Source organism: Flavobacterium sp. R1_16, assembly GCF_057652095.1.
Window position 1 is genome coordinate 41,058 of record NZ_JBYFCG010000005.1, and the last position, 22,998, is coordinate 64,055.

General features: G+C 30.4%; 24 protein-coding genes. All 24 read right to left on the minus strand.

What is annotated here, in order from left to right; genetic code table 11:
- Position 1 precedes the first annotated feature (1 nt).
- The 24 genes from AC23L6_RS09285 to AC23L6_RS09400 all read right to left on the minus strand — a co-directional run bounded on the left by AC23L6_RS09285 (position 2) and on the right by AC23L6_RS09400 (position 22,980).
- Positions 2 to 526: a class I SAM-dependent methyltransferase gene (locus AC23L6_RS09285; protein ID WP_487561893.1), complete on the minus strand. Its 525-nt coding sequence runs from the start codon at positions 524 to 526 to the stop codon at positions 2 to 4.
- 14 nt (positions 527 to 540) lie between these two features.
- Complete coding sequence (locus tag AC23L6_RS09290; RefSeq protein WP_487561894.1) at positions 541 to 1,635, minus strand: glycosyltransferase family 2 protein; 1,095 nt, start codon at positions 1,633 to 1,635, stop codon at positions 541 to 543.
- 4 nt (positions 1,636 to 1,639) lie between these two features.
- Positions 1,640 to 2,791, minus strand: coding sequence for a hypothetical protein (locus AC23L6_RS09295; RefSeq protein ID WP_487561895.1), 1,152 nt, complete (start codon positions 2,789 to 2,791; stop codon positions 1,640 to 1,642).
- Positions 2,792 to 2,906: 115 nt separating this feature from the next.
- Complete coding sequence (locus AC23L6_RS09300; RefSeq protein WP_487561896.1) at positions 2,907 to 3,470, minus strand: serine acetyltransferase; 564 nt, start codon at positions 3,468 to 3,470, stop codon at positions 2,907 to 2,909.
- A gap of 1 nt (position 3,471) precedes the next feature.
- Positions 3,472 to 4,875, minus strand: a complete 1,404-nt coding sequence (locus tag AC23L6_RS09305; protein WP_487561897.1) for a UDP-glycosyltransferase — start codon at positions 4,873 to 4,875, stop codon at positions 3,472 to 3,474.
- 54 nt (positions 4,876 to 4,929) lie between these two features.
- Complete coding sequence (locus AC23L6_RS09310; protein WP_487561898.1) at positions 4,930 to 6,045, minus strand: acyltransferase family protein; 1,116 nt, start codon at positions 6,043 to 6,045, stop codon at positions 4,930 to 4,932.
- Complete coding sequence (locus AC23L6_RS09315; protein WP_487561899.1) at positions 6,030 to 6,899, minus strand: FkbM family methyltransferase; 870 nt, start codon at positions 6,897 to 6,899, stop codon at positions 6,030 to 6,032. The genes AC23L6_RS09310 and AC23L6_RS09315 overlap by 16 nt, the downstream gene beginning before the upstream one ends.
- Before the next feature lie 6 nt (positions 6,900 to 6,905).
- Entirely contained in the window at positions 6,906 to 8,600 is a 1,695-nt protein-coding gene (asnB, locus tag AC23L6_RS09320; protein ID WP_487561900.1) for an asparagine synthase (glutamine-hydrolyzing), read from the minus strand.
- Positions 8,601 to 9,296, minus strand: a complete 696-nt coding sequence (locus AC23L6_RS09325) for an acylneuraminate cytidylyltransferase family protein (RefSeq protein ID WP_487561901.1) — start codon at positions 9,294 to 9,296, stop codon at positions 8,601 to 8,603.
- Between the two features lie 19 nt (positions 9,297 to 9,315).
- A complete protein-coding gene (locus AC23L6_RS09330) occupies positions 9,316 to 9,966 on the minus strand; it encodes a hypothetical protein (protein ID WP_487561902.1) in 651 nt (216 codons plus the stop codon).
- The gene (locus AC23L6_RS09335) at positions 9,936 to 10,319 is read right to left on the minus strand and encodes a glycosyltransferase family A protein (protein ID WP_487561903.1); all 384 of its coding nucleotides are present in this window, start codon (positions 10,317 to 10,319) and stop codon (positions 9,936 to 9,938) included. Before AC23L6_RS09335 ends, AC23L6_RS09330 begins: the two co-directional genes overlap by 31 nt.
- A gap of 3 nt (positions 10,320 to 10,322) precedes the next feature.
- Positions 10,323 to 11,210, minus strand: a complete 888-nt coding sequence (locus tag AC23L6_RS09340; protein WP_487561904.1) for a glycosyltransferase family 2 protein — start codon at positions 11,208 to 11,210, stop codon at positions 10,323 to 10,325.
- A gap of 5 nt (positions 11,211 to 11,215) precedes the next feature.
- Positions 11,216 to 12,028 carry a class I SAM-dependent methyltransferase gene (locus AC23L6_RS09345; protein ID WP_487561905.1) on the minus strand — a complete coding sequence of 271 codons (813 nt, stop codon included), beginning with the start codon at positions 12,026 to 12,028 and terminating at the stop codon, positions 11,216 to 11,218.
- 50 nt (positions 12,029 to 12,078) lie between these two features.
- Entirely contained in the window at positions 12,079 to 13,239 is a 1,161-nt protein-coding gene (gene neuC, locus AC23L6_RS09350; protein ID WP_487561906.1) for a UDP-N-acetylglucosamine 2-epimerase, read from the minus strand.
- A complete protein-coding gene (locus AC23L6_RS09355; RefSeq protein ID WP_487561907.1) occupies positions 13,236 to 14,243 on the minus strand; it encodes an N-acetylneuraminate synthase family protein in 1,008 nt (335 codons plus the stop codon). The genes neuC and AC23L6_RS09355 overlap by 4 nt, the downstream gene beginning before the upstream one ends.
- Positions 14,244 to 14,274: 31 nt before the next feature.
- A complete protein-coding gene (locus AC23L6_RS09360) occupies positions 14,275 to 15,186 on the minus strand; it encodes a glycosyltransferase family 2 protein (RefSeq protein ID WP_487561908.1) in 912 nt (303 codons plus the stop codon).
- Positions 15,186 to 16,430: a glycosyltransferase family protein gene (locus AC23L6_RS09365; protein WP_487561909.1), complete on the minus strand. Its 1,245-nt coding sequence runs from the start codon at positions 16,428 to 16,430 to the stop codon at positions 15,186 to 15,188. Before AC23L6_RS09365 ends, AC23L6_RS09360 begins: the two co-directional genes overlap by 1 nt.
- Positions 16,427 to 17,536 carry a non-hydrolyzing UDP-N-acetylglucosamine 2-epimerase gene (gene wecB / locus AC23L6_RS09370; RefSeq protein ID WP_487561910.1) on the minus strand — a complete coding sequence of 370 codons (1,110 nt, stop codon included), beginning with the start codon at positions 17,534 to 17,536 and terminating at the stop codon, positions 16,427 to 16,429. The genes AC23L6_RS09365 and wecB overlap by 4 nt, the downstream gene beginning before the upstream one ends.
- On the minus strand, positions 17,533 to 18,465 hold the full coding sequence (locus AC23L6_RS09375) for a glycosyltransferase family 2 protein (protein WP_487561911.1): 933 nt from the start codon (positions 18,463 to 18,465) through the stop codon (positions 17,533 to 17,535). The genes wecB and AC23L6_RS09375 overlap by 4 nt, the downstream gene beginning before the upstream one ends.
- Entirely contained in the window at positions 18,462 to 19,298 is an 837-nt protein-coding gene (locus tag AC23L6_RS09380) for a glycosyltransferase family 2 protein (protein ID WP_487561912.1), read from the minus strand. The genes AC23L6_RS09375 and AC23L6_RS09380 overlap by 4 nt, the downstream gene beginning before the upstream one ends.
- A complete protein-coding gene (locus AC23L6_RS09385) occupies positions 19,295 to 20,086 on the minus strand; it encodes a glycosyltransferase family 32 protein (protein ID WP_487561913.1) in 792 nt (263 codons plus the stop codon). The genes AC23L6_RS09380 and AC23L6_RS09385 overlap by 4 nt, the downstream gene beginning before the upstream one ends.
- Positions 20,083 to 20,817, minus strand: coding sequence for an FkbM family methyltransferase (locus AC23L6_RS09390; protein ID WP_487561914.1), 735 nt, complete (start codon positions 20,815 to 20,817; stop codon positions 20,083 to 20,085). The genes AC23L6_RS09385 and AC23L6_RS09390 overlap by 4 nt, the downstream gene beginning before the upstream one ends.
- Entirely contained in the window at positions 20,804 to 22,072 is a 1,269-nt protein-coding gene (locus tag AC23L6_RS09395) for an ABC transporter ATP-binding protein (protein WP_487561915.1), read from the minus strand. Before AC23L6_RS09395 ends, AC23L6_RS09390 begins: the two co-directional genes overlap by 14 nt.
- Positions 22,073 to 22,110: 38 nt before the next feature.
- Positions 22,111 to 22,980 carry an ABC transporter permease gene (locus tag AC23L6_RS09400; protein WP_487561916.1) on the minus strand — a complete coding sequence of 290 codons (870 nt, stop codon included), beginning with the start codon at positions 22,978 to 22,980 and terminating at the stop codon, positions 22,111 to 22,113.
- Positions 22,981 to 22,998: the final 18 nt, after the last annotated feature.

Genomic DNA, 22,998 nt, shown 5'->3' on the forward strand with positions numbered 1-22,998 from the left:
ATTATATTTTTTTGAAAATGTAGAGTCTATTGATATTCATCATGAAACCTTCATCTAAACTCAACTTGAATTTTTGCTGACCAAATAAGTCTACTATTTGACTCTTTGTAAGCCCATACACTTCGCCTTCTTTCATGCCTCTTTCGGATTGATCTACATCCCAAGGCTTCCTTAAAAAATGCCAAACGGTTGAAATAACAGGTGGAATCATTGTGATAATCATTTTCCCGTCAGGCTTTAATAGTCTGTAACATTCTTTAATAACCTCACCTCTATTGGGAATATGATTCAAAGCTGCGATGATTGTAATCGTATCAAAACTATTATCTTCAAAAGGTAGTTGTGCAGTATTTTCAACAACAATATCTACATTATCCCATTTATAAACATCAACACCAATACCCTTACCATAGGCTTTTTTCAATTGATTCAATCCGCAACCAATATCCAATAATTCACCTTGAATGTGAGGTAAAACTTTATTAATTCTGGTCGATTCTAATTTTTTTCCTAGAGCATCATTCATTTGATTTGTTTTAATTATTTATACAACCTATCATTATCCTGAATATCCATCCACATTGCAAAAAGAAAACTTTGTATAGAGCTAATTCCTAGAAACGTAAATGCAAACAATGTCTCAAAAGAGAGATTTTTACCTTCAATCAAAGCCATAATTACTCTATAGAGATAAGGCATCCAAATTATTCCAAGCAAAAATGAAAAATGGTATAAAATAAATAGTGGGTGAAAATCTCTAAATAAATATTTGAACCATAGTCTCTTGAAAAATGATTTTATAAGTAATAAAGATACTGTTGGAATTACTTTAAAAATTTTCATTTTAGATTTTTCGCCAATATCATAAACTGGTTTTATCTCTACTTCTCTCAAAGTACAAAATGCAATATTCAATTTGACCAACATATCATTAGGATAACCGTATTTCTTGTATATATCATACAATCTTATAGCATTCAGAGCTTTATTTGAAATAGCGGTATAACCCGTTTGGGTATCCGATACATGCCAATATCCACTGGCTAATTTAGTCAATATTGAAAGTATGGAGTTTCCAAAAAATCTAACTTTAGGAATTACAAGTAAGGCACTTCTATGAATTAATCTGTTTCCCTTTACATAATCAATATTTTCGTAAAGTATTGGCTCGCAAATACTGAGTAATTCCTCAGGATCCATTTGTCCATCACCGTCCATAGTCGCCACACAATCAATACCATAATCTTTTGCCCATTTATAGCCAGTAGCTATTCCTGCTCCTTTACCTGCATTTACAGTGTGAGAAATCAACACTATTCTATCTGTATTATTATTATTGTAAATTTGATGCGGAGTAAAGTACTTCATTTCTTTTCGCTGCAATTCTTGTACTACGATGTTCGCTCTGTTATGGCTATTGGGTTTAATTTTATCCAAAACAGTATTAATTTCAATACCAACATTAGACACATTATCAATATAATCCTTAATGTTTTTTGAGGTTTTATCGGTGGATTTGTCATCAATAACTATAATTCTATCTACAAAACTTGGCATAGTTTCTAAAACTTGAATTATTTGTAATTCTTCATTGAAGCATGGAACAATTACTGCAATCGTTTTGTTATTTATCATAAAATTATAATTTGCTCAGTATTAAATAATCCAATCGCAATTCGTTGATGACATATATCACAGCGAGCAATAGTGATAGCTTTTCAAAATAATTATCTTTAATTTTTAGATAATTAAAACAAAAATAGAAACCAAGCCAATATCCAGGTAGTAGAACTAACCAATACCTACTAAAACCAGTTCCTGCAACTATTAAACCCAACATGATTAAAATTATAGCTATAAAAATCACTCTATATTCTTTTACTTTCCATTTTGAAATGTATCCAAAACAGAAGGCTACTATCAAAGCTAAACTTATCATCCAATTTCGCAATCCAGTAACAGGAACAAAAAGAGAAATAAAGGCTGGAATTCCATTGATTTTATTAACCTCTTCATGTTTTATTATTCCTAAGCCCGCTTTAATATTATAAAAAATATCATTTTCCTTGAATCTGGTAAAGTAGCTTTGCTCAATATTAATTCCTCTTTCAACAAAATAAACATATTTGAACCAGATAATTAAAGGCAAAATACAAATAAAAGAATAAATCAATACTTTGTTTATGCTTCTGTAATCTCTTCGTTTTATTAATTCAAGAAAATAGTTTGCAATAAAAAATCCTGTTATAAAAATACAAACTCCATATAAATAGCGCGTAATTACAAGTATTGAAAAAGGAATTAGAAAAAACAGAATTTGCCTTGGCGATTTGATTTCTTCAATAATATAATAAATAAAAATCCAAAAAAAACAAAACAAAATAGCCTCTGGGTATACAGCTGCACTCCAACTTACAAAAATAGTGTTAACTGCTGTGAGTAATACGATTAGCTGAGAGATAGTTGATGTAATGTTTATTTTTTTTAAAGTTAAATAAACAAATCGCAATCCAACAATCATCAATATCAAATTAAAAAATTTAACCACTGCAAAACCTACGGCTGGTAATGATTTTGAATAAAATAAAGCGATTAAAAAAGGAAGTGTTGGTGTAAAGGTTGAAGGAATTCCCGATAAGGAATACTCACCCTTTGTCATACAATTCTTTGCAATTTCAGCATATTGAAGTTCATCTGAAACTAGTGGAAAAAACAAATTTCTTAATGAAGACACCAATGAAATAAGTAATAAAGTATAAATCAAGTATTTTTTATTGTTAAAAAACTTCATGTTTTTGTATTTAACATTTGTTCCCAAATCTAATAAATTATAACTACTTAAAAAGTGAAATTATAGCTTAAAAACAAACTATTTACCATTTGTAAATTAATTAAAAAAGTGATGGCTAATTATCTAAATTATGAACAAAATATGCAGATAAATCTTTATCTATTTGTATTGATTTTGGACTTAAAACTGTTGAATTATTTGGCACATCTTCCGTAACTACAGCATTGGCTCCAATAGTTACATGATTACCAATCATGATTTTACCAAAAACACAAGCTCCTGGTCCTAAAAACACATGATGCCCAATAATGGGAGCTCCCGTTTTTTTCCCATAATTACTAGTCCCTAAAGTTATTCCTTGTGAAAGATTACAATAATCTCCTATCTCAACATCCCCATGTATCACTATACTTCCAAAATGACCGATATAAATTCCTTTTCCCATCTTAGTTCTATAAGAAATATCTAGCCCATATTTTACCTTTAAACGTCTTAACCATAAGAAAAAGAAATAAAACAACAACCTGTTTCTTCTTCTATAATTTTGAGTCAATCGAAAAATAGTCATGTACTTCAAACCTGGAATAGGATGGATTACAAAAATGGAAAGTAAATTCCCTAAAGATATTGATGTAAAATTATGTCGTTTAAAATCCGATAAAATTAACTCTCTTACCATATTACATTTTTATAATTTTTTCAATGGCATTCCAAATTGTTTCAGAAGCCAACTCTGCTGGATGAAAATTAATTTTTTCAAACCATCTTTGAGCATTTTCAATCACTTTCTCAGAATCATTAGTGCTCAGCATTTTTTCAATTGTCTCTGAAATTTGATTCGGATTATTTATCCAAAAAACAACGTCTTGTGATGGCATTGAACGAAAATGAATAAAATTATATATTTTTTTCACAGACCAATCTGGGTAAGCATCATTGGGTACATCATAATTTATAAAACCACAAGGTTTTTTATGTGCAACATAATCAAAAACCATTGACGAACCAAGATTTATGACCATCTCTGTGTGAAATATTGTATTCATCTGAAGTTTTAAGTCCTCTTTTGTTGGTAAAATAGTATTCCATCCTTCTCCTATTTTTTCCCATTTTGGATGAATAGGAATGATAATGTCTTTATTTTTTTCTAAAATAGCATCATATCTATCAGAAAAATCGACTGGACATCTCCGAAAAATTATTCCTAAATTATATTTTTTACTATTTAAAAAGCGTACCGCATCGGCAACATCTGCTAAATATGTAGGGTCATTTGGCGAAGTAGTAGTGTCATCTCCAGAGAAACAGATGTATTTTTTGTTTAAATCTAATCCATGAAGTTTGAAAAAAAATTCCTTTGATTCAATCCAACTTTTAGTATAATGGGGCTCAAATTGGGGCGTTCCAGTGATAAAAATTTGTTTTTCATCAATATAAGGATAATAATAAAGAAGTTCTTCTTTCATGTATTGGCTCCAAACAAAATAGAAATCTGTTTCAAGCACCTTCGTTCCTTTAGGCAGATTATCCCAAGAAAAAATGAACGTAGCGGTTGGAATCCCCAAATCCTGAGCAGCTAGAATTGGCGCAACGGCTAGAGTAATTCTCTGATTAGTACAAAAAATCAAGTCTGGTTTTTGTTGTTTCAGGGTTTCTAAGCTGTCATAATATAATTTAGTTTTACGCTCTTGAATTGCGATTCGTTTCCTAATTCGCCCCAACCCTTTTTGAGAATTATTCCAAAAAAAAAGCCAATTTACATAACCATTTTTCAGAATTGATTTAAGATTTCTATTGGTAAGTTGGAAACGATAACTTTTATAAACTGTATCTTTTGATTTTGCAGCGTTTAGAGACAATTCTATTTTTACCTGAGCTTTTTTCAAAAAATCAGTCATAGGATGCAGTCTAGCATTTTGAATTTTGATTTCTTTGAAATTAATTTCAGTCAACTCAAAAGGTGTACTGTTCCAAAAAGTGATATCAAATCCTTTTTCAATGCCAATGTTGTAAAAATCAGTATAAGCAAAATTGCGAAGACCTACGCCATCTGGTAATAAAATAAATATTTTTTTACTGTTCATTAATTTTTGAATATTTATTTCTCAAATATCTTTCTTTTTATCAGGACTAAAAAATTAAATTGATCTACTTGGAAAATACGTATCACGATATGTTAGAAAATATTTTTCCAAGCTATACGTCATTACAAATCCACAAATTGTGGGAAACAAGAAGGTCAATGCAAAAGACAAATAATGATTTTTCAAGCATAAAAATCCCACTAAATAAATCACAAAAGAATGAATCACATAAATTGAATAGGAACAAAATCCAATTTTTGAAACATAATTAACAAGTGTAGTAGAGAAAACTGTATTCAATTTTTTATTAATTGTTGTATCAACTAGAAAATGAATTAATAGGATTCCAAAGGCAATGTAGAGCATTGAAAAACCAAAGATTTTTACAAAAAAGGAAGGTACAGGTTCAATAAAAGGAGTAAAAGAAAGAAATAAACATGATAACAATAATAAATATTTTTGATGTCTAAAATAGATTGAATTTAGTTCTTCTTTTTTAAAATAATACCAATAGGATATTAAAACTCCAGACAGAAGTGAATCTATTCTAAGGTGTGTCATGGTCATGTTTTTAACATCATGTTCTGGAAATAAAAGATTCGAAATAACACGAAGTAAAAAAACTAACACTAGTAAAGTAATTACTAATTTTTCAAATTTTGAAAATTGTTTATTTTCATTAGTAGCAATCAACCATTCTTTCTTTTTGGTAGTTATAAACCATATTAACAGGGCTAACCCAAAATAAAAATGTTCCTCTACAGCCAACGACCAACTTGCTGCATAGATGTAACCCCAACCTAAAGCATAATTCTGAATAAAAAAAACATCGAAAAAAACTTTTTTCAACTCCAATTTATGCAATAGAATTTTTGGCAACATATATCCTAAATAAGTTAAATAAAAAATCGGATAAATTTTAAATCCTCTTCTAATCAGGAACAACTTTGGATTTACCTGACCAAATTTCTGATATTCTTTAAATAATAATCCTGAAACTAAAAACCCGCTAAGAACAAAAAACAAATCAACTCCTATCCAACCCATGGTTTTTAAAAAAGGAAATAAGACTTGATGTCTAGCTATAACCAAGATAATAGCAATACCCCTTAAAAAATCTAGTTCTCTTAATCTATTGTTTTGTTGCATAGCTATTATTTGCCAATCCAATTTTGATTAATTCCAATAGTCAATTCACCAGAATTGAATAATGAAAATCCATACTTAGTTAGAATTTCATAAATGGCTTCACGACAATCAAATTCATCATGAATTTCAATAGCAATACATTTTGTGATTGCTAAAAATGAAATGTCAGAGTGAGAATTAGTAAACACCTCTTTTTCAGAACCCTCTATGTCCATTTTTAAAATATCAATAGTTTCCCATTTGAATTTTTCTACTAAATGAGAAATTGAAAATGCCCCTAAATCTGTCTCATCTCGTGACTCAACAACTCTATACGACCAATCGTAATGCCCTCTAAAATCACTAACAATATTTAAATAGGTATTCTTGCTCCAAATTCCCGCTTTAAGTTTATTACAATTTGGGATTGAATTGGTATCCAAGTTGAAAGTTAAAACATCGAGATTAGATTCATTGGGCTCAACACATATAAATTCTGCATGCTCAAAGAACCTTGAAAAGTAGAGAGAAGTTAAACCTATATTACTTCCAGCATCGATAATTTTTAAAGATGTGTTGGTTTTGAAATTAGCTTTAAAAGTATCTACTACCGGCTTGTATTCTAAATCACCAAAAATTTGAGAAAAAACATCTAAATCACTTGATGGTCTTTTTCGAGTTTTGATAGTAGCTTTCCATTTGGGATAATAAGCAATAAAACAATCTTCTTTTTGTGATTTAAAAAACCCTCTAAATTTTATAAGATGATAATAATAATCATTTATTAATCTCTCTTTTGGTGAAGTTTTGAGTTTAAAAATCCTCTTAAATAAGTACTTTATTACTATAAATCCATTTAAAAAATCCAGCCGATATAAATGTATTATTTTTTGCATACCCTTTTATTTAAATAATAATACCGTGTTTATCCATTGCCAAATATGGAAACTACTTTGATTATCTCCTTTAAAAAATGCATCCATTTCAGTTTGTAACTGTTTTTTTTCAAACCAATTATTAGCTTTCAGTAGTTCAATTTCAGAAATTACCCAATCTTTTAAATCATGGGATAACCATTCCCTTTGGGGGGTTTGCAGAGGTCTTTTTGGTGCTAAAACTAAATCTTTTTGTAAAAAATTCTCAGCTATTTTTCGCAACATCCATTTCTGAACACCGTTCTTTATTTTCAAACTTTGAGGTCTACTAAAAACGTATTCAACTAATTCATAATCCAAAAATGGCTCCCTCAATTCTGTGCTGTGAAGCATTGAAACTCTATCATTAAAACGTAATGCTCGAGGGATTTTAGTATAGAATAAATCACGAAACTGAAGGTTCAACAAATCTTCTTGAAAAGGTTTAGGATAAACTGTTTTTTTATAGTCCTTAGCAAAATCAATCGCTAACACATTCTTTCTGAAAGGAGATTTTGATACGCCTTGAACGGTGTTTTGCGAATTATTCAAATAATAATCATAACCTGCCCAAGCTTCATCTGAACCTTGCCCGTCGAGTAGTACTTTTACTCCCATTTTACCGGCGCTTTCAAAAATTTTAGAATAGGCAATTGTAGGTATTCCTCCATAAGGTTCGGATTGATTTTGAGCAATTTTTAAAGCCAATTCGGGTACTTCATCATGATTTAACTGACATATAGTAAGCGGATAAGGCTTTTCGTTAAGCATAGATTTTACCCATTGCAGTTCATCATATCTTTCATCATTTGTAATGAATGTGAATGCCTCTATAGAAGTTTTATCTGTATTTTGTTTGTCAATTAATGCTAAAAGCGTACTAGAATCAAGACCTCCGCTCAAATTGAACCCAACGGGTACATCGGCTCTGAATCTCAGATGTATTGCTTTTATTAATAATTCCGTGATATACTCTTCTTCATTTTTTTCGAAATGATTGTGTAATTCGGCTATTCGATCTTCAAAATGATACCACTTTTTTATGTGTAAAGAATTGTCTTTTAAAGTTAAAAAATGTCCGCCTGATAATTGATGTATGTCCTTCCAAAAAGTTTCATCAGGCATTCCGTAGCTTCCTTCTTCAAAATAATTCAGCCAAACTTTTTCATTTGGAATTTTAGGAATTCCTGCAGCCCATAAAGAATTTATTTCTGAGGCAAAAATGAAATTGGTGTTATCGAAAAAATAATAAAAAGGCTTCACTCCAAACCGATCACGCACAGCAAATAAGGATTGCTCTCTTTTATTCCAAATAGCAAAAGAAAACATTCCGTTCAATTTATTCAAACAGCGTTCCCCCCATTCAATAAAGGCATTCAGTAAAACTTCGGTATCTGATTGGGTTTTAAAACTATACTTAAATTGAAGTTCGTTTCTTAACTCTAAATAATTGTAAATCTCTCCGTTAAAGACTAAAATATAGTTCCCGCAATCGCTACTAAAGGGCTGATTGGCATTACTAGACAAATCAATTATACTTAGTCTATTATGGCCTAAAGTAATTTTATTTTCTTCATGATAATAATCTACAAAGTCAGGTCCGCGATGTCTTTGCGTTTCCAACATTTGTAAAATACTTTCTCTATTGGCTCTATGTCCTATAATGCCGGCAATTCCACACATTTAAAGTTTCATTATAGTAAGTAATTTTTCTGCTTTTTCCCAATCTTCCATTGTGTCTATATTTACATGAAACTGTGGGTTGTTTTCAATGTAGGCTATAGATTCTCCATAAAGACTCCCATTTTTGACAACTGCGGTTTTAGTAATATAGACAGAACCATCACGAAAAAAAGTTTTGGGTAACTCTTGCCTTCTCGTAATTATGTTCTTTTCACCCGTAGCAATTTGCAATAATCCAGTTTCATCTTCTTCAAATGCCCAATGAGGGTTAAATTCATGTGGTATTGGTAAAACACTTATTAAAGAATCCGACTTTGAGCTAATAAATTTTTGGATTGCTTCATCAATAAAACCTTTACCTCTAAACGGATTAGTTGGTTGCAACAAACAAACCGCATCAAAAAAAATATTTTGTGATTCGAAAAAAGCTATAGCATGTTGCACCAATTCAAGTGAAGTTGAAGTGTCTTGGGCGAATTCATCTGGGCGAATAAACGGTGGCTTACAACCTGCAATTTCTGCTTCAATAGCTATTTCTTGATCATCCGTAGAAACAACTATTTCCGTAAGTAATTTTGAATTCTTAGCGTCATTAATAGTATATTCTATCAATGGTTTTTTTCCTAATAGTTTAATATTCTTCTTTGGAACTCCTTTAGAACCTCCTCGAGCAGGTATTACAGCTAAGAATTTCATATTGTTGAAATTGTATTTGTTATAAAGAATAATTCTTGTAAATTAACTTAAAAACTTTCTTTGTAATTTTTTTCTTTATTTGGTAAATTATCGTTTTGTATTTGGAATAAAACAAATCAAAATTTGTTTTATTTTCATAATACATTTCTGTGAAATCGGTAGTTGTAATCAAATTATTTTTTTGAACATCTATCATCCAGTCTTCTATATTATTGCCCATATGAAAAGCAAAATTAGTATAGGTACAGAGTCTCAATTTTCCTAATTTGTCTATTGGTTCATCGACATATTTATATTCGGAATCTCCACCAACCAAGGTTAAAGATGGGTTTGTTGGAACCGATTTAAATAACACTTCTCTTGAAACCGTTAATACTTGATGTCCGCTACCAACTACTGCTTTGGTATTGTTCTTCTCTATTACAGGCCAATTATTAGTTTCCTCTTTATCTTCATCCCAATTAATACTTTTTAAATACTTATTATAGGAATCAAAATTTTCAGGTATTGGTTCAAATTTAATTTTAATTTTTCCTAAGATAATTTGTTTTAGAACAGAACTTGTTCCATAAAACAATCCATATCTGACTGAAATTGGTGAAACTGAACCTACATTAGGAAATATTGAAAATACCTTTTCTACATTTTCCTGCCATCCTTTTTTAAACAATATACAGAATCTGAATACGTAATTAACCTTTCTCTAGCACCTCTGGCTGCACCAATAAGGGCATCAATTTTACCTATATTAACTGAATGTTGAATTAAAGAATCAATTTTTTTATTTTTTAAATAGTTTTGAAGTAGGTCGGTCACCTTATCATATGAACCATTATTAACAATAGTTATTGCAGAATTACTATTTGTTGTTGCAACTAATGAGTCTAAACATAGTTTAAAAACATCATAGGAATTTTTATAAAATCCTTCTTCATTAGGAATATAAACAACTACGATTACTCTATGATACGTAGTTAAATTTATTTTTTTTTCGCTTTTTTGGGGATTAAACCCTACTCTCATTACTTATCGAATTAAATTATAAAATATCGATTTTATAAAATTAATGTATCTTACAAAAGAACCACTGCTAAGATAAAATAAAGAAATTTTAAATAGTGCTTTACTATTCCTTTTATTATTCAGGTAACTGTTCTCTAGTCTCTCATACATTATTAATTTTTGATCATTTGAAAAAAATTGACTTTGATTTGATAACAAATAATAATAAAATTCAAAAACTGATTCTGTTTTTAATCTTCCTAAATTAGTACTCCCTGTAATACTCCATTCAGAAATTCGAACGTATACAATTGCATCATTTATAGTATAAATAGAATCAAAATTGGAGACTTCCAAATAGGCTAAAATATCACTAAACCAGCCTAAAGGAAAATCTTTAAACCCAATTTCCTTTAACTTTCTCTTTTTAAACACATATTCACTTAATGAACTTCTAGAAGGTCTGAAAAAAAAATCAATACTATTTTCAATCTTCGGATGATAATATTTATCGCTAGTTGTTTCGCCCTTGTCATTTATTTTTTGAGTAGCAAATCGGACGACATTTACATCTAATTTATTTATCTCATCCAAATTTTCATAAAACTTTTCTACTACATTTTCATCTAAAACATCATCATCACCTAAGATAAGTATCCATCCAAATTCTTTTGACAAATCAACACAACGATTCCATTGTTGAACGAGTGAAATTCCTCCGAGATTTTTTTCAAATCTGTGATATTGAAAATCAAATTTCCCTCTAAACTGATTTATAATTAAGTCCGGATTTTCTGGACTTGCATCATCACCAATGTATACTTTAAACCTTTTATCCGTTTGATTTTCGAGAGATTGAAGTGTTTTTTCAAAAAACACGCCTTTATAATAAGGGATTACTATTTCAAGCATTTATTTTACTTTTTTTTTAAACGCTTAAATGGTGATAAAATTAAATGCCCTAATCTATATGAATTACTATGATACACTTCATTAACTCTATTTTTAAATTCTGTTTGAATTATTTCGCTTCCATCAAAAATTGATATTTTTTGCTTTTCAAAAGATACATTCGAAGCAATCGCTATTAAATAAAAAGGATCAATAATTACATTTGAAATAGCTGAATAGTTTCCTGAAAAAATCTGGATTTCGCTTTCTAAAATATCTTCTTGTATTATGGAATTTCCATTAATATATTTTTGAGTTAGCAATTGAACTGAATTAAAATTTTGAGTTATTAAGTCTAGAAATTCTTGTTTGTACAACTCCTTAACATGAAACCGATTTATAAAATTCCTCTTATCTGTATAATTCTTTTTATCAGGTGTAGAAATAATTAGTAAGCCGTTGGGCCTCAACACCCTCTTTATCTCATTCATCATTTCAACATGCTCATCATGATGTTCAATAGTTTCAAAACTCACAATAACATCAACAGAATTATCATCAATAGGTATACTGCTTGTACTTCCAACAAGAAATTTTAGATTGTCCTTTTTGTATTTTAATTGTGCGTATTTAATTGAGGTTTCATCAATATCTACCCCGTAAACAAATTCAGCTTTATCACTAATAATATTACTACCATATCCTTCTCCACTGGCAATGTCCAAAACTATTTTACCTTGAATGTAATTCAAAACAATAGAATATCTATGAAGATGATCAATTGTGTCCTTACTGTAAACATAAGTCTCTAATCTTTCTCCAGTCCAATTATTTTTCATACTTTAAATCTTGTTTTACAAATACTTCCATTTGATATTAATGTTTTTTATCAATACATTATCGTTTTATGAAACACCAAATCTAAATTTACTAGCAAATTAGCAATTTTTTCTCCAGCATCTCCTGTTCCATAAATCGCTGAAGTCGGAATTTTTCCTTTTTTTACAGACTTCAAAATAGCCGATTCTATTTCATCCTCCGAATACTGAACGTTGATACAATTCTCTCCTTGTTCCCTCTTGTTCTGTCTGCTACCAATATTCACAACAGGAATTCCCAAATAAGCACATTCTCTGATACCAACGCTAGAATTACCAACTAAGCATTTACTGTATTGCAATAATTCTAGGAAATCGACGCCTTCCATATTCTTAAAAAAGTGAACATTGGGCAATAGATGTTGTTCTCTAAAAGCTCTAATACCTGTAGACGTTCCATCTGCACCTGCATCTACATTTGGCCAAAACCAAAGTGTTGGCAAATTAATTTTTTGTATAACTCTTAGTGTAATTTCTATTTGTTTTCTTGAGTCTTGATATTCATTGGTTACAGGATGTTGCATTACAACAACATAACCATTCCTCAACTCGGGTTTTGAGCCAACCCCACCGTACTTCTCGTAGGGATTAAAAGACAAGCCTTTAGTGTTGAATACCTCTTTGGCAATATCAATTGATGGGCAACCAGTATTAAAAACCATTTCGGGATTTTCGCCCAATTGTATGACTCGTTTTTTTGCACTTTCTGAAGCCACAAAATGATAATCTGATAGTTTGGTTATTGCATGTCTGACCTTTTCATCAATATTTCCAGTTACCTCACCTCCTTGTATGTGAGCCAAAGGAATGTTCATGTAAGAGGCTGCTATTGCAGTTGCCATAGTTTCAAATCTATCAGCTACAGTAACTACAATATCTGGCTTTAGATTATCAAAAACAGTTGATAATTCCAATATTCCTATTCCTGTGGTCTTAGCAGCAGCCGTTAAGTTTTCGCCTTCTAAAACATTAAAAACTTTTGCTGCTATTTCAAACCCATCTTTTTCAATATAATTTACCGCACTTCCGTATCTATCGAGTAAAGCAGAGGCTGCAACAATAAGCTGCAACTCCAATTTGTTGTGATTTTTAATTGCAGTTAAGACTGTTTTGACTCTACTATAGGAAGGCCTCGCTGTGATAACAACAGCTATTTTTCGCTTTGCATTCATTCTAAATCATCTTCGTTCAAAAAATCCCACTGTCTTTTATCAACATTTAATTTTCTTCCAATTATTTTTTCAAAATCAGTTGCAGAAATGCCATATCCTTTTGGTTTTTTACTTTCCAAATCATCAAAAGTAAGAATATGTCCTTTTGTCAAATTCTTATTTACGGCCAATGATTTTTCAAAAATAGATTTGATTTGGTTGAAATTATCACTATTATTTTTGTCAATAGGACTTCTAATAGCACGATAAATATCGTTTACTGCTTCAACGAGTTGTTTTGTTTCTTCTATTGTTAAAGAAGCTTTTGCATCAGGACCAAACATCGAACGATGAAAAACCACATGAAACTCTAAAATTTCAGCACCTAATGCTACAGCAGCAATTCCAGTTGAAATTTTTGCAGAATGATCAGAAAAACCAATGGCAACCTTATAACGATTTTTTAATTCATTTATAACATTTAATCCATATTGTTCAGCCTGTGTAGGATAAGCAGTGGTGCATTGTAAAATAGAAAATGGAGCATTCTTGCTTCTTAAAAAAGCGACTGTTTGGTCCAATTCAGTAAAGTTGCTCATACCAGATGAAATGATAATCGGTTTTCCCGTTCTCACAACTTTTTCCAATAACAAGAAGTTGTTAACTTCGCCCGATCCAATTTTATAGCTTTTAACTCCGACTTCTTCTAACCAATCTACCGCCCTATTACTAAACGGCGAACAGATAAAATCCAACCCAACTTCGTCACAATGTTGTTTAATTCCTTTCCATTGCTCCAGCGAGAATTCCATTCGTTTCCAATACTCATAACGTGTAGCATCTTCATATGAAAATTGTACTCTAAACGGCTCGTGAATACTACTTTCTGCCTCAGCTATGTGCATTTGAAATTTAATAGCTTGAACACCAGTTGTAGCAACAGCATCAATATAGGAATGAAGAATTCCCAAGCTTCCATCGTGAGCTTGGGCTATTTCGGCTATTAAATATGGCTTTTGATACATCAAAAATAAATTGTAATGGTAGTAAAAATAACTATTTTTCTGGTTTCCAATAAATTTTTGCTTCGTTTAATTTGAGGTATTTTTCATATTCCTCACGACTGAGACCATTTCTATACTTTATCAATTTTGGAATTGCTACAATCAAATCTATAATCGCTAAGAATAAAGGAGCAATTATTTTAAAATTTCCTTTGAATATTTTGTTTTTAAACTGCATCCAAATGGAATAAGCCATTTTTCTTGGAATTTCATTGAAGGGAAAAAACAGAAAATAATTATACCAATCAGCACGAATAGCTCTGCGGTATCTGAAGGCTACATTTGCCTTAGACTTGGCTCTTTCAATAGTATCAACTCGGTGTTGCACTAGCAGTTCCGGAACATAATGAACCTCCCAATTGTGCTTCAACAACTGCATGGAAGCAAAACTTTCTTCTCCATAAAACTGGAACCATTCAGGGTAATTTGGAATAGCATGCCAAGCTTTCATTCGCCAAACATGTCCACAGCCAACAAAGCTTTTCACTGTTTGGGGTTCATCACTATTCTTAATCGTTTTCAAATCTGTAGAACTCCAAAAAATTCGAGTGGCGATAACTGCACATCTTAAATTCTGATTGAAATAGTGTTGTATTATTTCAACGGGATTTTCTGTTAAAAAATGGGCGTCATCATCTAAAGAAATAGCATAATCCGCATTAGTCAAATTAAGCATTTGATTCCTGCAATACAAATACCCTTTTGAAACTTGATTTCTGTGAATAATTATATCTGGAAAATGATGTTGTACAAATTCATGCGTTCCATCAGTAGAACCGTCATCAAAAACTACACAAGTCACATCAATTCTTTTCAATAACTTTTCAATTTTATGAAGCGTGACTTCTAAATCGGATTTTCGATTTTTAGTAGAAATTAATATGGCTATTGTTGTATTTGACACTAGGAGGCATTATTTTTCAACTCATCAATGACAAATTTCAAATGAGTTGCCGATAAATATTCTTCCAAATCAAAACGGTTAAGCACTAAATTATTAGGATTTTGTTTCCATAATTGATAGAGGCTCTCTATGCGATTAGCTATTTTTTCAACATCATCTGCTTCAGACCAATATGGATAGTCATTACCTAATAGTCTTCTGGTCTCACTAAGGTATGGGGCTAGTGAAAGAATTATTTTATTTGCCTCTATGCAATGCGGAAATTTACCCGGAAGAAATGGACTTACAGCCGCTTTTGCTTCTAAAATTATATTTACAGATGCCTTTTTTTGCAAATTATAAACTATCTCAAATGAGACACTCTCATTGAGAAAATAAATTTCAGGAATAATTACTTCCTCAAAAAAAATTAAATGCAATTCATGTGCTCTTCCAATAAAAAATAGTCTTGCATCATTTTTAGCGAGAGGATTTTGTTCTAAAAACAATTTAAAGGCATTCACTAAACCTTCTGGGGAGCGTTGCTGCAATAAATTTCCCGCATGAATCAAATTGAATTTAGTTTCATCAAAGTAAGAAGGAACATCACAACTTGTAGTATTGTAATCAAAATTTTGATGAGGAATGATTACTCCAGTCTTTAAAAAATTGGGAAAATAACTTCCCATCCATTCTTTGAGTAACAGACTTGGAAAAGAACTATATCTAGCTTTTTCAGAAACTTCTTTAAAAAAAATATCTTTTTGTTTATAACTTGATTCTACCCAATCATAAGGTCTTGGATAACAATGAAACGGATATGGATCGTGAATGTATGCCATCCACTTATCATGAAATTGAGGCAATTTCAGCACTGCATAATGTGGCCTAAAACTAGCTCCTTTGCTCAAAGTCAAAACTAAATCTGGTTTTAAATCCATCTCTAGTAAAGCTCTCTTTATACTATTTACATCGTTAAAAAAAGTAAACGAAAAACCAAAGATTCCCTCCAAAAAAGAAGCGACATTAATAGTAAAATTCCGCCAAAGAACCCTTTGTAATCTACTTAAAAAATAAAATGGACTAAATTTTATCTCCGAAATTTCTTTACATAAAATTCCTTCTATCTGAATGTTTCTCCTAGTGTAATGGTACACGCAAACTTCAAAGCCAGCCAAAGCCAAATTATTAATTATTGCCACATTAGCTTTTGAACCACTACTGTCTTCAACATTAATAGAATCTACAACTACAGCAATTTTCATAGTAAAGTCTTTTCTAAATAATTGACTATCAATTGAGCAGCATTACCATCACCATAAGGGTTTTTAGCATTCTTAGTTGCCTTAAAATAATCCAACTCATGAGCAATAGTATCAATGATTTTTTGTTTCTCCGTACCCACCAAAATAGAATGTCCTGTAGCTACACTTTCAGGTCTTTCAGAAACTGTTCTCGTCACTATAACTGATTTTCCTATTGATGGTGCCTCTTCTTGAATACCTCCTGAATCTGTTACTATTAAAAAGCACTGTCGCATTAACCATACAAAAGCGGGGTAGGAAACTGGAGCTATTAGGTGAATATTGTCTCTATTAGACAATAAATCATATACCATTTTTTTTACATTGGGATTCAAATGAACTGGATATACAATCGCAACATCTTCTCTTTCAGAAATTTCTATAAGTGATTCACATAGATTTTTAAAACCTTCTCCAAAATTCTCTCTTCGATGACCTGTTACTAAAATTATTTTTTTATCGGTTGGAATAGTATTCTTCAACACCTCAATCTCTGGATGACTGTAATCTGATTGTTCTATTTTTTTAATTGTCAAGAATAAAGCATCAATTACTGTATTTCCAGTTTCAATTATATGTTGTTGTGCTATTCCTTCTCGCAATAAATTTTGAGTCGCATGCGACGTTGGAGTAAAATGAATATCCGCTAATTTCCCTGTTAACTGTCTATTAAGCTCTTCGGGAAAGGGTGATTTTTTGTTGTACGTTCTCAAACCTGCTTCAACATGCCCAATGGTAATTCCAAGATGAAATGCCGCTAAGGCCACCATTGATGAAGTTGTAGTGTCACCATGAACAAGAACTAGATTAGGTTTTTCTACTACTAAAATTTCATCCATTTTTGATAAAATAGTCGCGCTCAAACTATTTAATGTTTGATTTGGCTGCATTATATCTAAATCATAATCTGGAACTATATCAAAGAAATTCAAAACCTGGTCCAACATTTCTCGATGCTGAGCTGTGACACAAACTTTTACTTGAAAATTAGATTTCTTTAATTCATGGTATAGCGGAGCCATTTTTATGGCCTCTGGTCGTGTTCCAAAACAAAGAAGAATTTTCATAAGTTATTCTTAATTAATTTACGTCTTTTGTAAATTCTCAATCTGAGTGGTAGCGTGTTGTAGAAAAAAAGCCACGTCACTTTTTCTGAAATTGATAAATTTAAAATATCCAAAATACGACGAAACAAATTATACTCCTTAAAGCTGATTGAATTTGCTATGAAATAACGCTTTAGAGAATATGAAAGATTTTTTTTAGCTTTTAAATTTTGTACAACTAATAAAACAGCTTCCGCATATGATTCTCTTCTAATAGGATTGGAATTATAGAACTCCGCCGTATTCGAATTATTGTGCTTTCTTCCATAAAACAAACATTTATCGATAGATATTCCTTTGTAGCCGGAAGAAATAATTCTAGAATATAATTCCCATTCTTCTGCATACATCAAAGTTTCGATAAATCTATTATTTTCAAAACATTCTTTCTTCCACATTACTGCACAAGAATTAAAAGGCAACTCATTTTTTAATATTTTTTCTATGTCGTTATTATCGATTATAAAGGAAGAATAGAATTTTGAGTAATCAAAATCATAATCAAAAGTATCAAAAAAGACTCTTCTAATGTATCTACAAAAAAAGACTCCCTTTTGTGTTAATTCCTTTACGCACAATTCTAGATTCTGTGGATGCACGATATCGTCATCATCAAAAAAAATGATATAATCCCCTTTTGCCAAATCTAATCCATAATTTCGACAACCTGGCAATCCTTTTTTATATCTTTTGTCTCTTGTGAAAAATTTAAATCTAATATCACTTTCTAAAATACCTTTTATAACTTCGCTTGTATTATCAGTACCCCCATCATCGATAATTAGACATTCCCATTCTTTGAAAACTTGATTTTGAATTGATAAAAGCGTCTCTACAATATAATGTGCTCTATTGTAGGTTGCCATAATTATTGATACTTTTGGATTCACCTAAAACTTTTTTTTATAAATCGGAATGGTTTTAAAATTAACTTCCCAAGTTTAAAATCAATAGAATTGATTCTTTTGAGTTCGTTCTTTTTGTTTAAATCTACATTAGATAATAAATTTTCGATAGTTTGATCAAAATACTTTATGTATAAATCTTTGTGCTTGGTGAAAATATAAAACCTAATTTCTTTGTCAAATTTATTGATTGCTTCAACACGCATTGAAATTTTGTGTTGACGATAAAAAAATAGAGTCTCTTGAATAATATGTGCGCCCCAATTATTTTTACAAACTCTAATATAAAACTCCCAATCCTCATAGCCTTTTTTCATATTTTCGTCAAAACCATCAACTTCACTCCAACATTTCTTTCTAAAAAGAGAGTTACCAATAGCCGCATTTTCAAATAAAAAATTTTCTAAGTTCCCACCTGTAGGCTTAAATACATCATAAAATATTTCCCCTACAAATCTTCTTCCCCAACAACTTACTATTCCTATTTTTGAATCTTCATTAATAACTTTCAGTGCTTTACTCATAAAAGTTTTATCAAATTTATCATCAGAATCTAGGGTTAAGATAAATTCTGAATTTGATTTTTTTACTCCATAATTTCTTGCGCTACTAAGTCCACCATTTTCTTTATAAAAATATTTAAATCTAGAATCCTGATTACACCATTGAATTGCAATTTTTTCAGTTTCGTCTGTACTACCATCATTTACAATAATACATTCCCAATTTTCATATTCTTGTTCTAAGATTGAAAGTAATGCATCTTGGAGATATTTAGCCTGATTAAAGCAGGGTATTATTACTGATATTACACTCATTTTTTTCTTTTTCTAAAGAATCTGTTAAACTTCTGATGAACCCTCTTTTTAAAAATTTTTAACGAGAATTCAAACAATTCTTTGGCTGAAAAAATTTCATTTTGAAACAATTGATCTAAAATCATTTGTCCTTCAATTTCATTAAGATATTTTTTTAGATAGTAAATTCTGTGAATGTTTTTTTTGTAAGATGTATCTTCATCTTCCCAAGACCCTAAAAAATGATGTGCCGCAAAATTTGGAGCCAAATCTATACAAAAATGAGTAGATGGGTATATGGCTATATTAAACCCTAATTCTTGAAATTCATCTTTATCAGGATTAACTTTAAATTCATCTATTAGTATTTTCGAAACTATTATTGTATTGGTAATCTGTTCAAAATTATGCTTTTGATCGTAATATTCTAAAACTTTTTTAGGCCAACAATGTTCTTTTTCAGAGCCCCAGAGCGCTGTAAAGGGAAATCCAATTCGCTCAAAACCCGAAAAGGCACCATGAATTAAGAAAATATCTAAATTTTGCTTTATTTCAACATCAGTATCTAAATAAATTCCACCTTGATGGTATAATACATAGGCTCTTACATAATCCGAAACAAATGCCCATTTTTTATTTAGATATGCATCTTTTACATAGGGATTGATATCCAGATTAAAATTAGATTCATTCCATTCAATTATTTGATAATCTGGCAAATAATTATTCCAAGATTGAATACAATACTCAATTAATTCAGGTTTTGGTTTACTACCAAACCAACAATAATGAATTATCTTAGGTATCATATTGATTTTCTCTTTAAATAAAGAAATATACCACTTGTATATACTTTATTTCCGTTTTCATTTATCCATCTATGACTTGGATGTTGGTCATAATTAATATTTAACTTTAGACCCTCTAAGATTTGATTTACCTTAATATTTTCATTAAAATCGTCATATACTATTTGAATATTATGTGATAAATGAAACTTTTGAGTAAAATCACTAATTAAATTATCTTTATAAAAAGGATGTAATTCTACAATTATATCAGAATTTCTTTGCCAAACAAACTCATCGGGATCAAGCAATGTTTTTTCAAAACCTTCGCAATCCATCAATAAAAAATCTATTTTCCTATCAATTTTTTTAAATTCATCTGGAGTTGCCTCACCTAAAATTTTGTAGTTTGACAAACTATTCTCTTTGAACCAAGAAGCTATTCTTGGATGTAAATCTTGTACCGTTTCGTAAATTAATAGGCTTTCTGGATTAAATAAGTTACTCAACCCTGCTGAATAATATCCATTATTTCCACCAATAATTATTACATTTTTTATTTTCCTATTCAACAAATCTGAAAAAACAAAATGCAAACAGGATTCATAAAACCCCAAAATTTCAGTTATTGAAAGTGCATTTAATACTACGTCAGGAATTTTTAATCCTGAGAACGGTCCAAAATAAATTCTTTTCCCAAAATATTTTGCTACAATTTCTTTGGTATGCTTTTTTGATTTACGAATTCTCATTAATATAAATATTTGGAACTAAACTTACTTTTCCTGGCCAAAATCCACTATATCTATTACCTCTTCTATAACCATCGTCATAAACATTGAAAGTAATTATTCTTTCCATTTTTTTATAAATTATACCGCCAATACTATTAAAGTGAAAATTTACAGTATACAAACCTGTATTTAATATATATTTCGGTAATACAACTTTTAAACTATGATTCCCACATTTTAGGTTTGCTATTTTTTCATTAATATGATACGAATTGATTGCTGTTATCAGTTCATCATATTCATTATAAATGGCAATGCAAAAACCAAAATCTGGGTTCTCTTTTTTTACTTCCAAACTTAAAATCATGGTTAAATCTTCCCCATTTGAAATATTAATGCTTTGAAGTCCTTTAGAATTAAATAATTCAAAACTTCTCAAACCACATTCATCATTTTCATACTCAAAAAATGAAATTTCATCATTAGTCATGTATTTTGTAATTATTTCATCGATAGTATCATCTTTAATTATTTTTCCATGTTCTAGTAAAATTCCTCTACTGCACAAGCTTCTTACACTTGGCATATTATGACTAACAAATAACACTGTCCTACCTTCTCCTTTGCTAATGTCTCCCATTTTGCTTAGGCATTTTTTTTGAAATTCAGCATCTCCTACAGAGAGAACCTCATCAACAATCAAAATCTCGCTTTCAAGGTGTGCTGCGACAGCAAATGCTAAACGAACATACATCCCAGAGGAATAACGCTTTACAGGTGTATCTATATAGCGTTCTACTCCAGAAAAATTTATAATCTCGTCCAATTTTAAAGAAATCTCTTTTTTACTCATACCCAGAATCGCACCATTTAGATATATATTTTCTCTACCTGTCAATTCTGGATGAAAACCAGTCCCAACTTCTAACAATGAGGCTATCCTACCTTTAGTCTTAACACCTCCTGTTGAAGGAGCCGTAACTCTTGATAAAATTTTTAATAATGTAGATTTTCCAGCTCCATTTTTGCCTATTATACCCAGAACTTCTCCAGGCTTTACTTCAAAATTAATATCTTGTAATGCCCAAACGTAGTCGCTAATTCCTTTTTTGCTCCTATCATTAACCTCTCCAATCTTCAAATAAGGATCTTGTTTGCCTCTAATCCTATGCCACCATCGATTTAAATCATGACTCAATGTGCCAGTACCCACCTGACCCAAACGGTATTGTTTAGAAATATTTTCAACTTTTAATATGATATTTTTATTCATTTGCAACAACTAACTGAGCACTTAAACTAGTTATAACTTTAGACGGTGTCTATAAAGCTTTTTTCAGTTTTATTAAAAATTAGTAACCCGATAAAAAAAACAAAAACAGTTACCACAAATGTGTAAGCTAATCCCAAAAATGTTATATCTCCAACGTTTAATAACATAAATCTAGCAGATTCAATGACATAAGCCAAAGGATTGTACTTTACCAACCACGAATAACTTGGAATCTTAGTAACAATTAACTCTATTGGATACATTACTGCAGATATGTACATAAGCAACTGCACTCCAAAACTTACTAAATAACTAAAATCTCTATACTTGGTTACTAAAGAGGAGATTATCATGCCTAAACCTAAACCTAAAATCCCCATCATGAGTATAAGGATTGGAAAAAGAAAAATGTATTCATTAACACTTAAAGTGACTCCCTTAATGTAATAAAAAATGTAAAATGCAATGAAAATAAGAAATTGAATCAGAAATTTTAACAGATTAGATATCACTATTGATATTGGCATTATTACTCTTGGAAAATAAACTTTTCCAAATAGAGATGCGTTTTTTTTGAAAGTATCTGATGTATCATTAAGACAAGAAGTAAAATAGTTCCAAACGATTATTCCAGCTAAATTAAACAAAAAAGGAGGAATAGTTCCTGTAGTAATTCCTGCGACATTATTAAATAATAATGTGAAAATAATTGATGTAAATAATGGCTGAATGAGATACCAAAGTGGCCCTAAAATAGTTTGTTTATAAACAGTTACAATATCTCTTTTTACAAAAAGAAACATCAAATCTCTATACCGCCAAATCTCTTTAAAATTGAGTTCAAAAAAATTACTTTTTGGCTTTATTTCAAATAACCAGTCTTCATCGAAATCTTCTGTGTAACTCATTGATTTATATTGTAATCT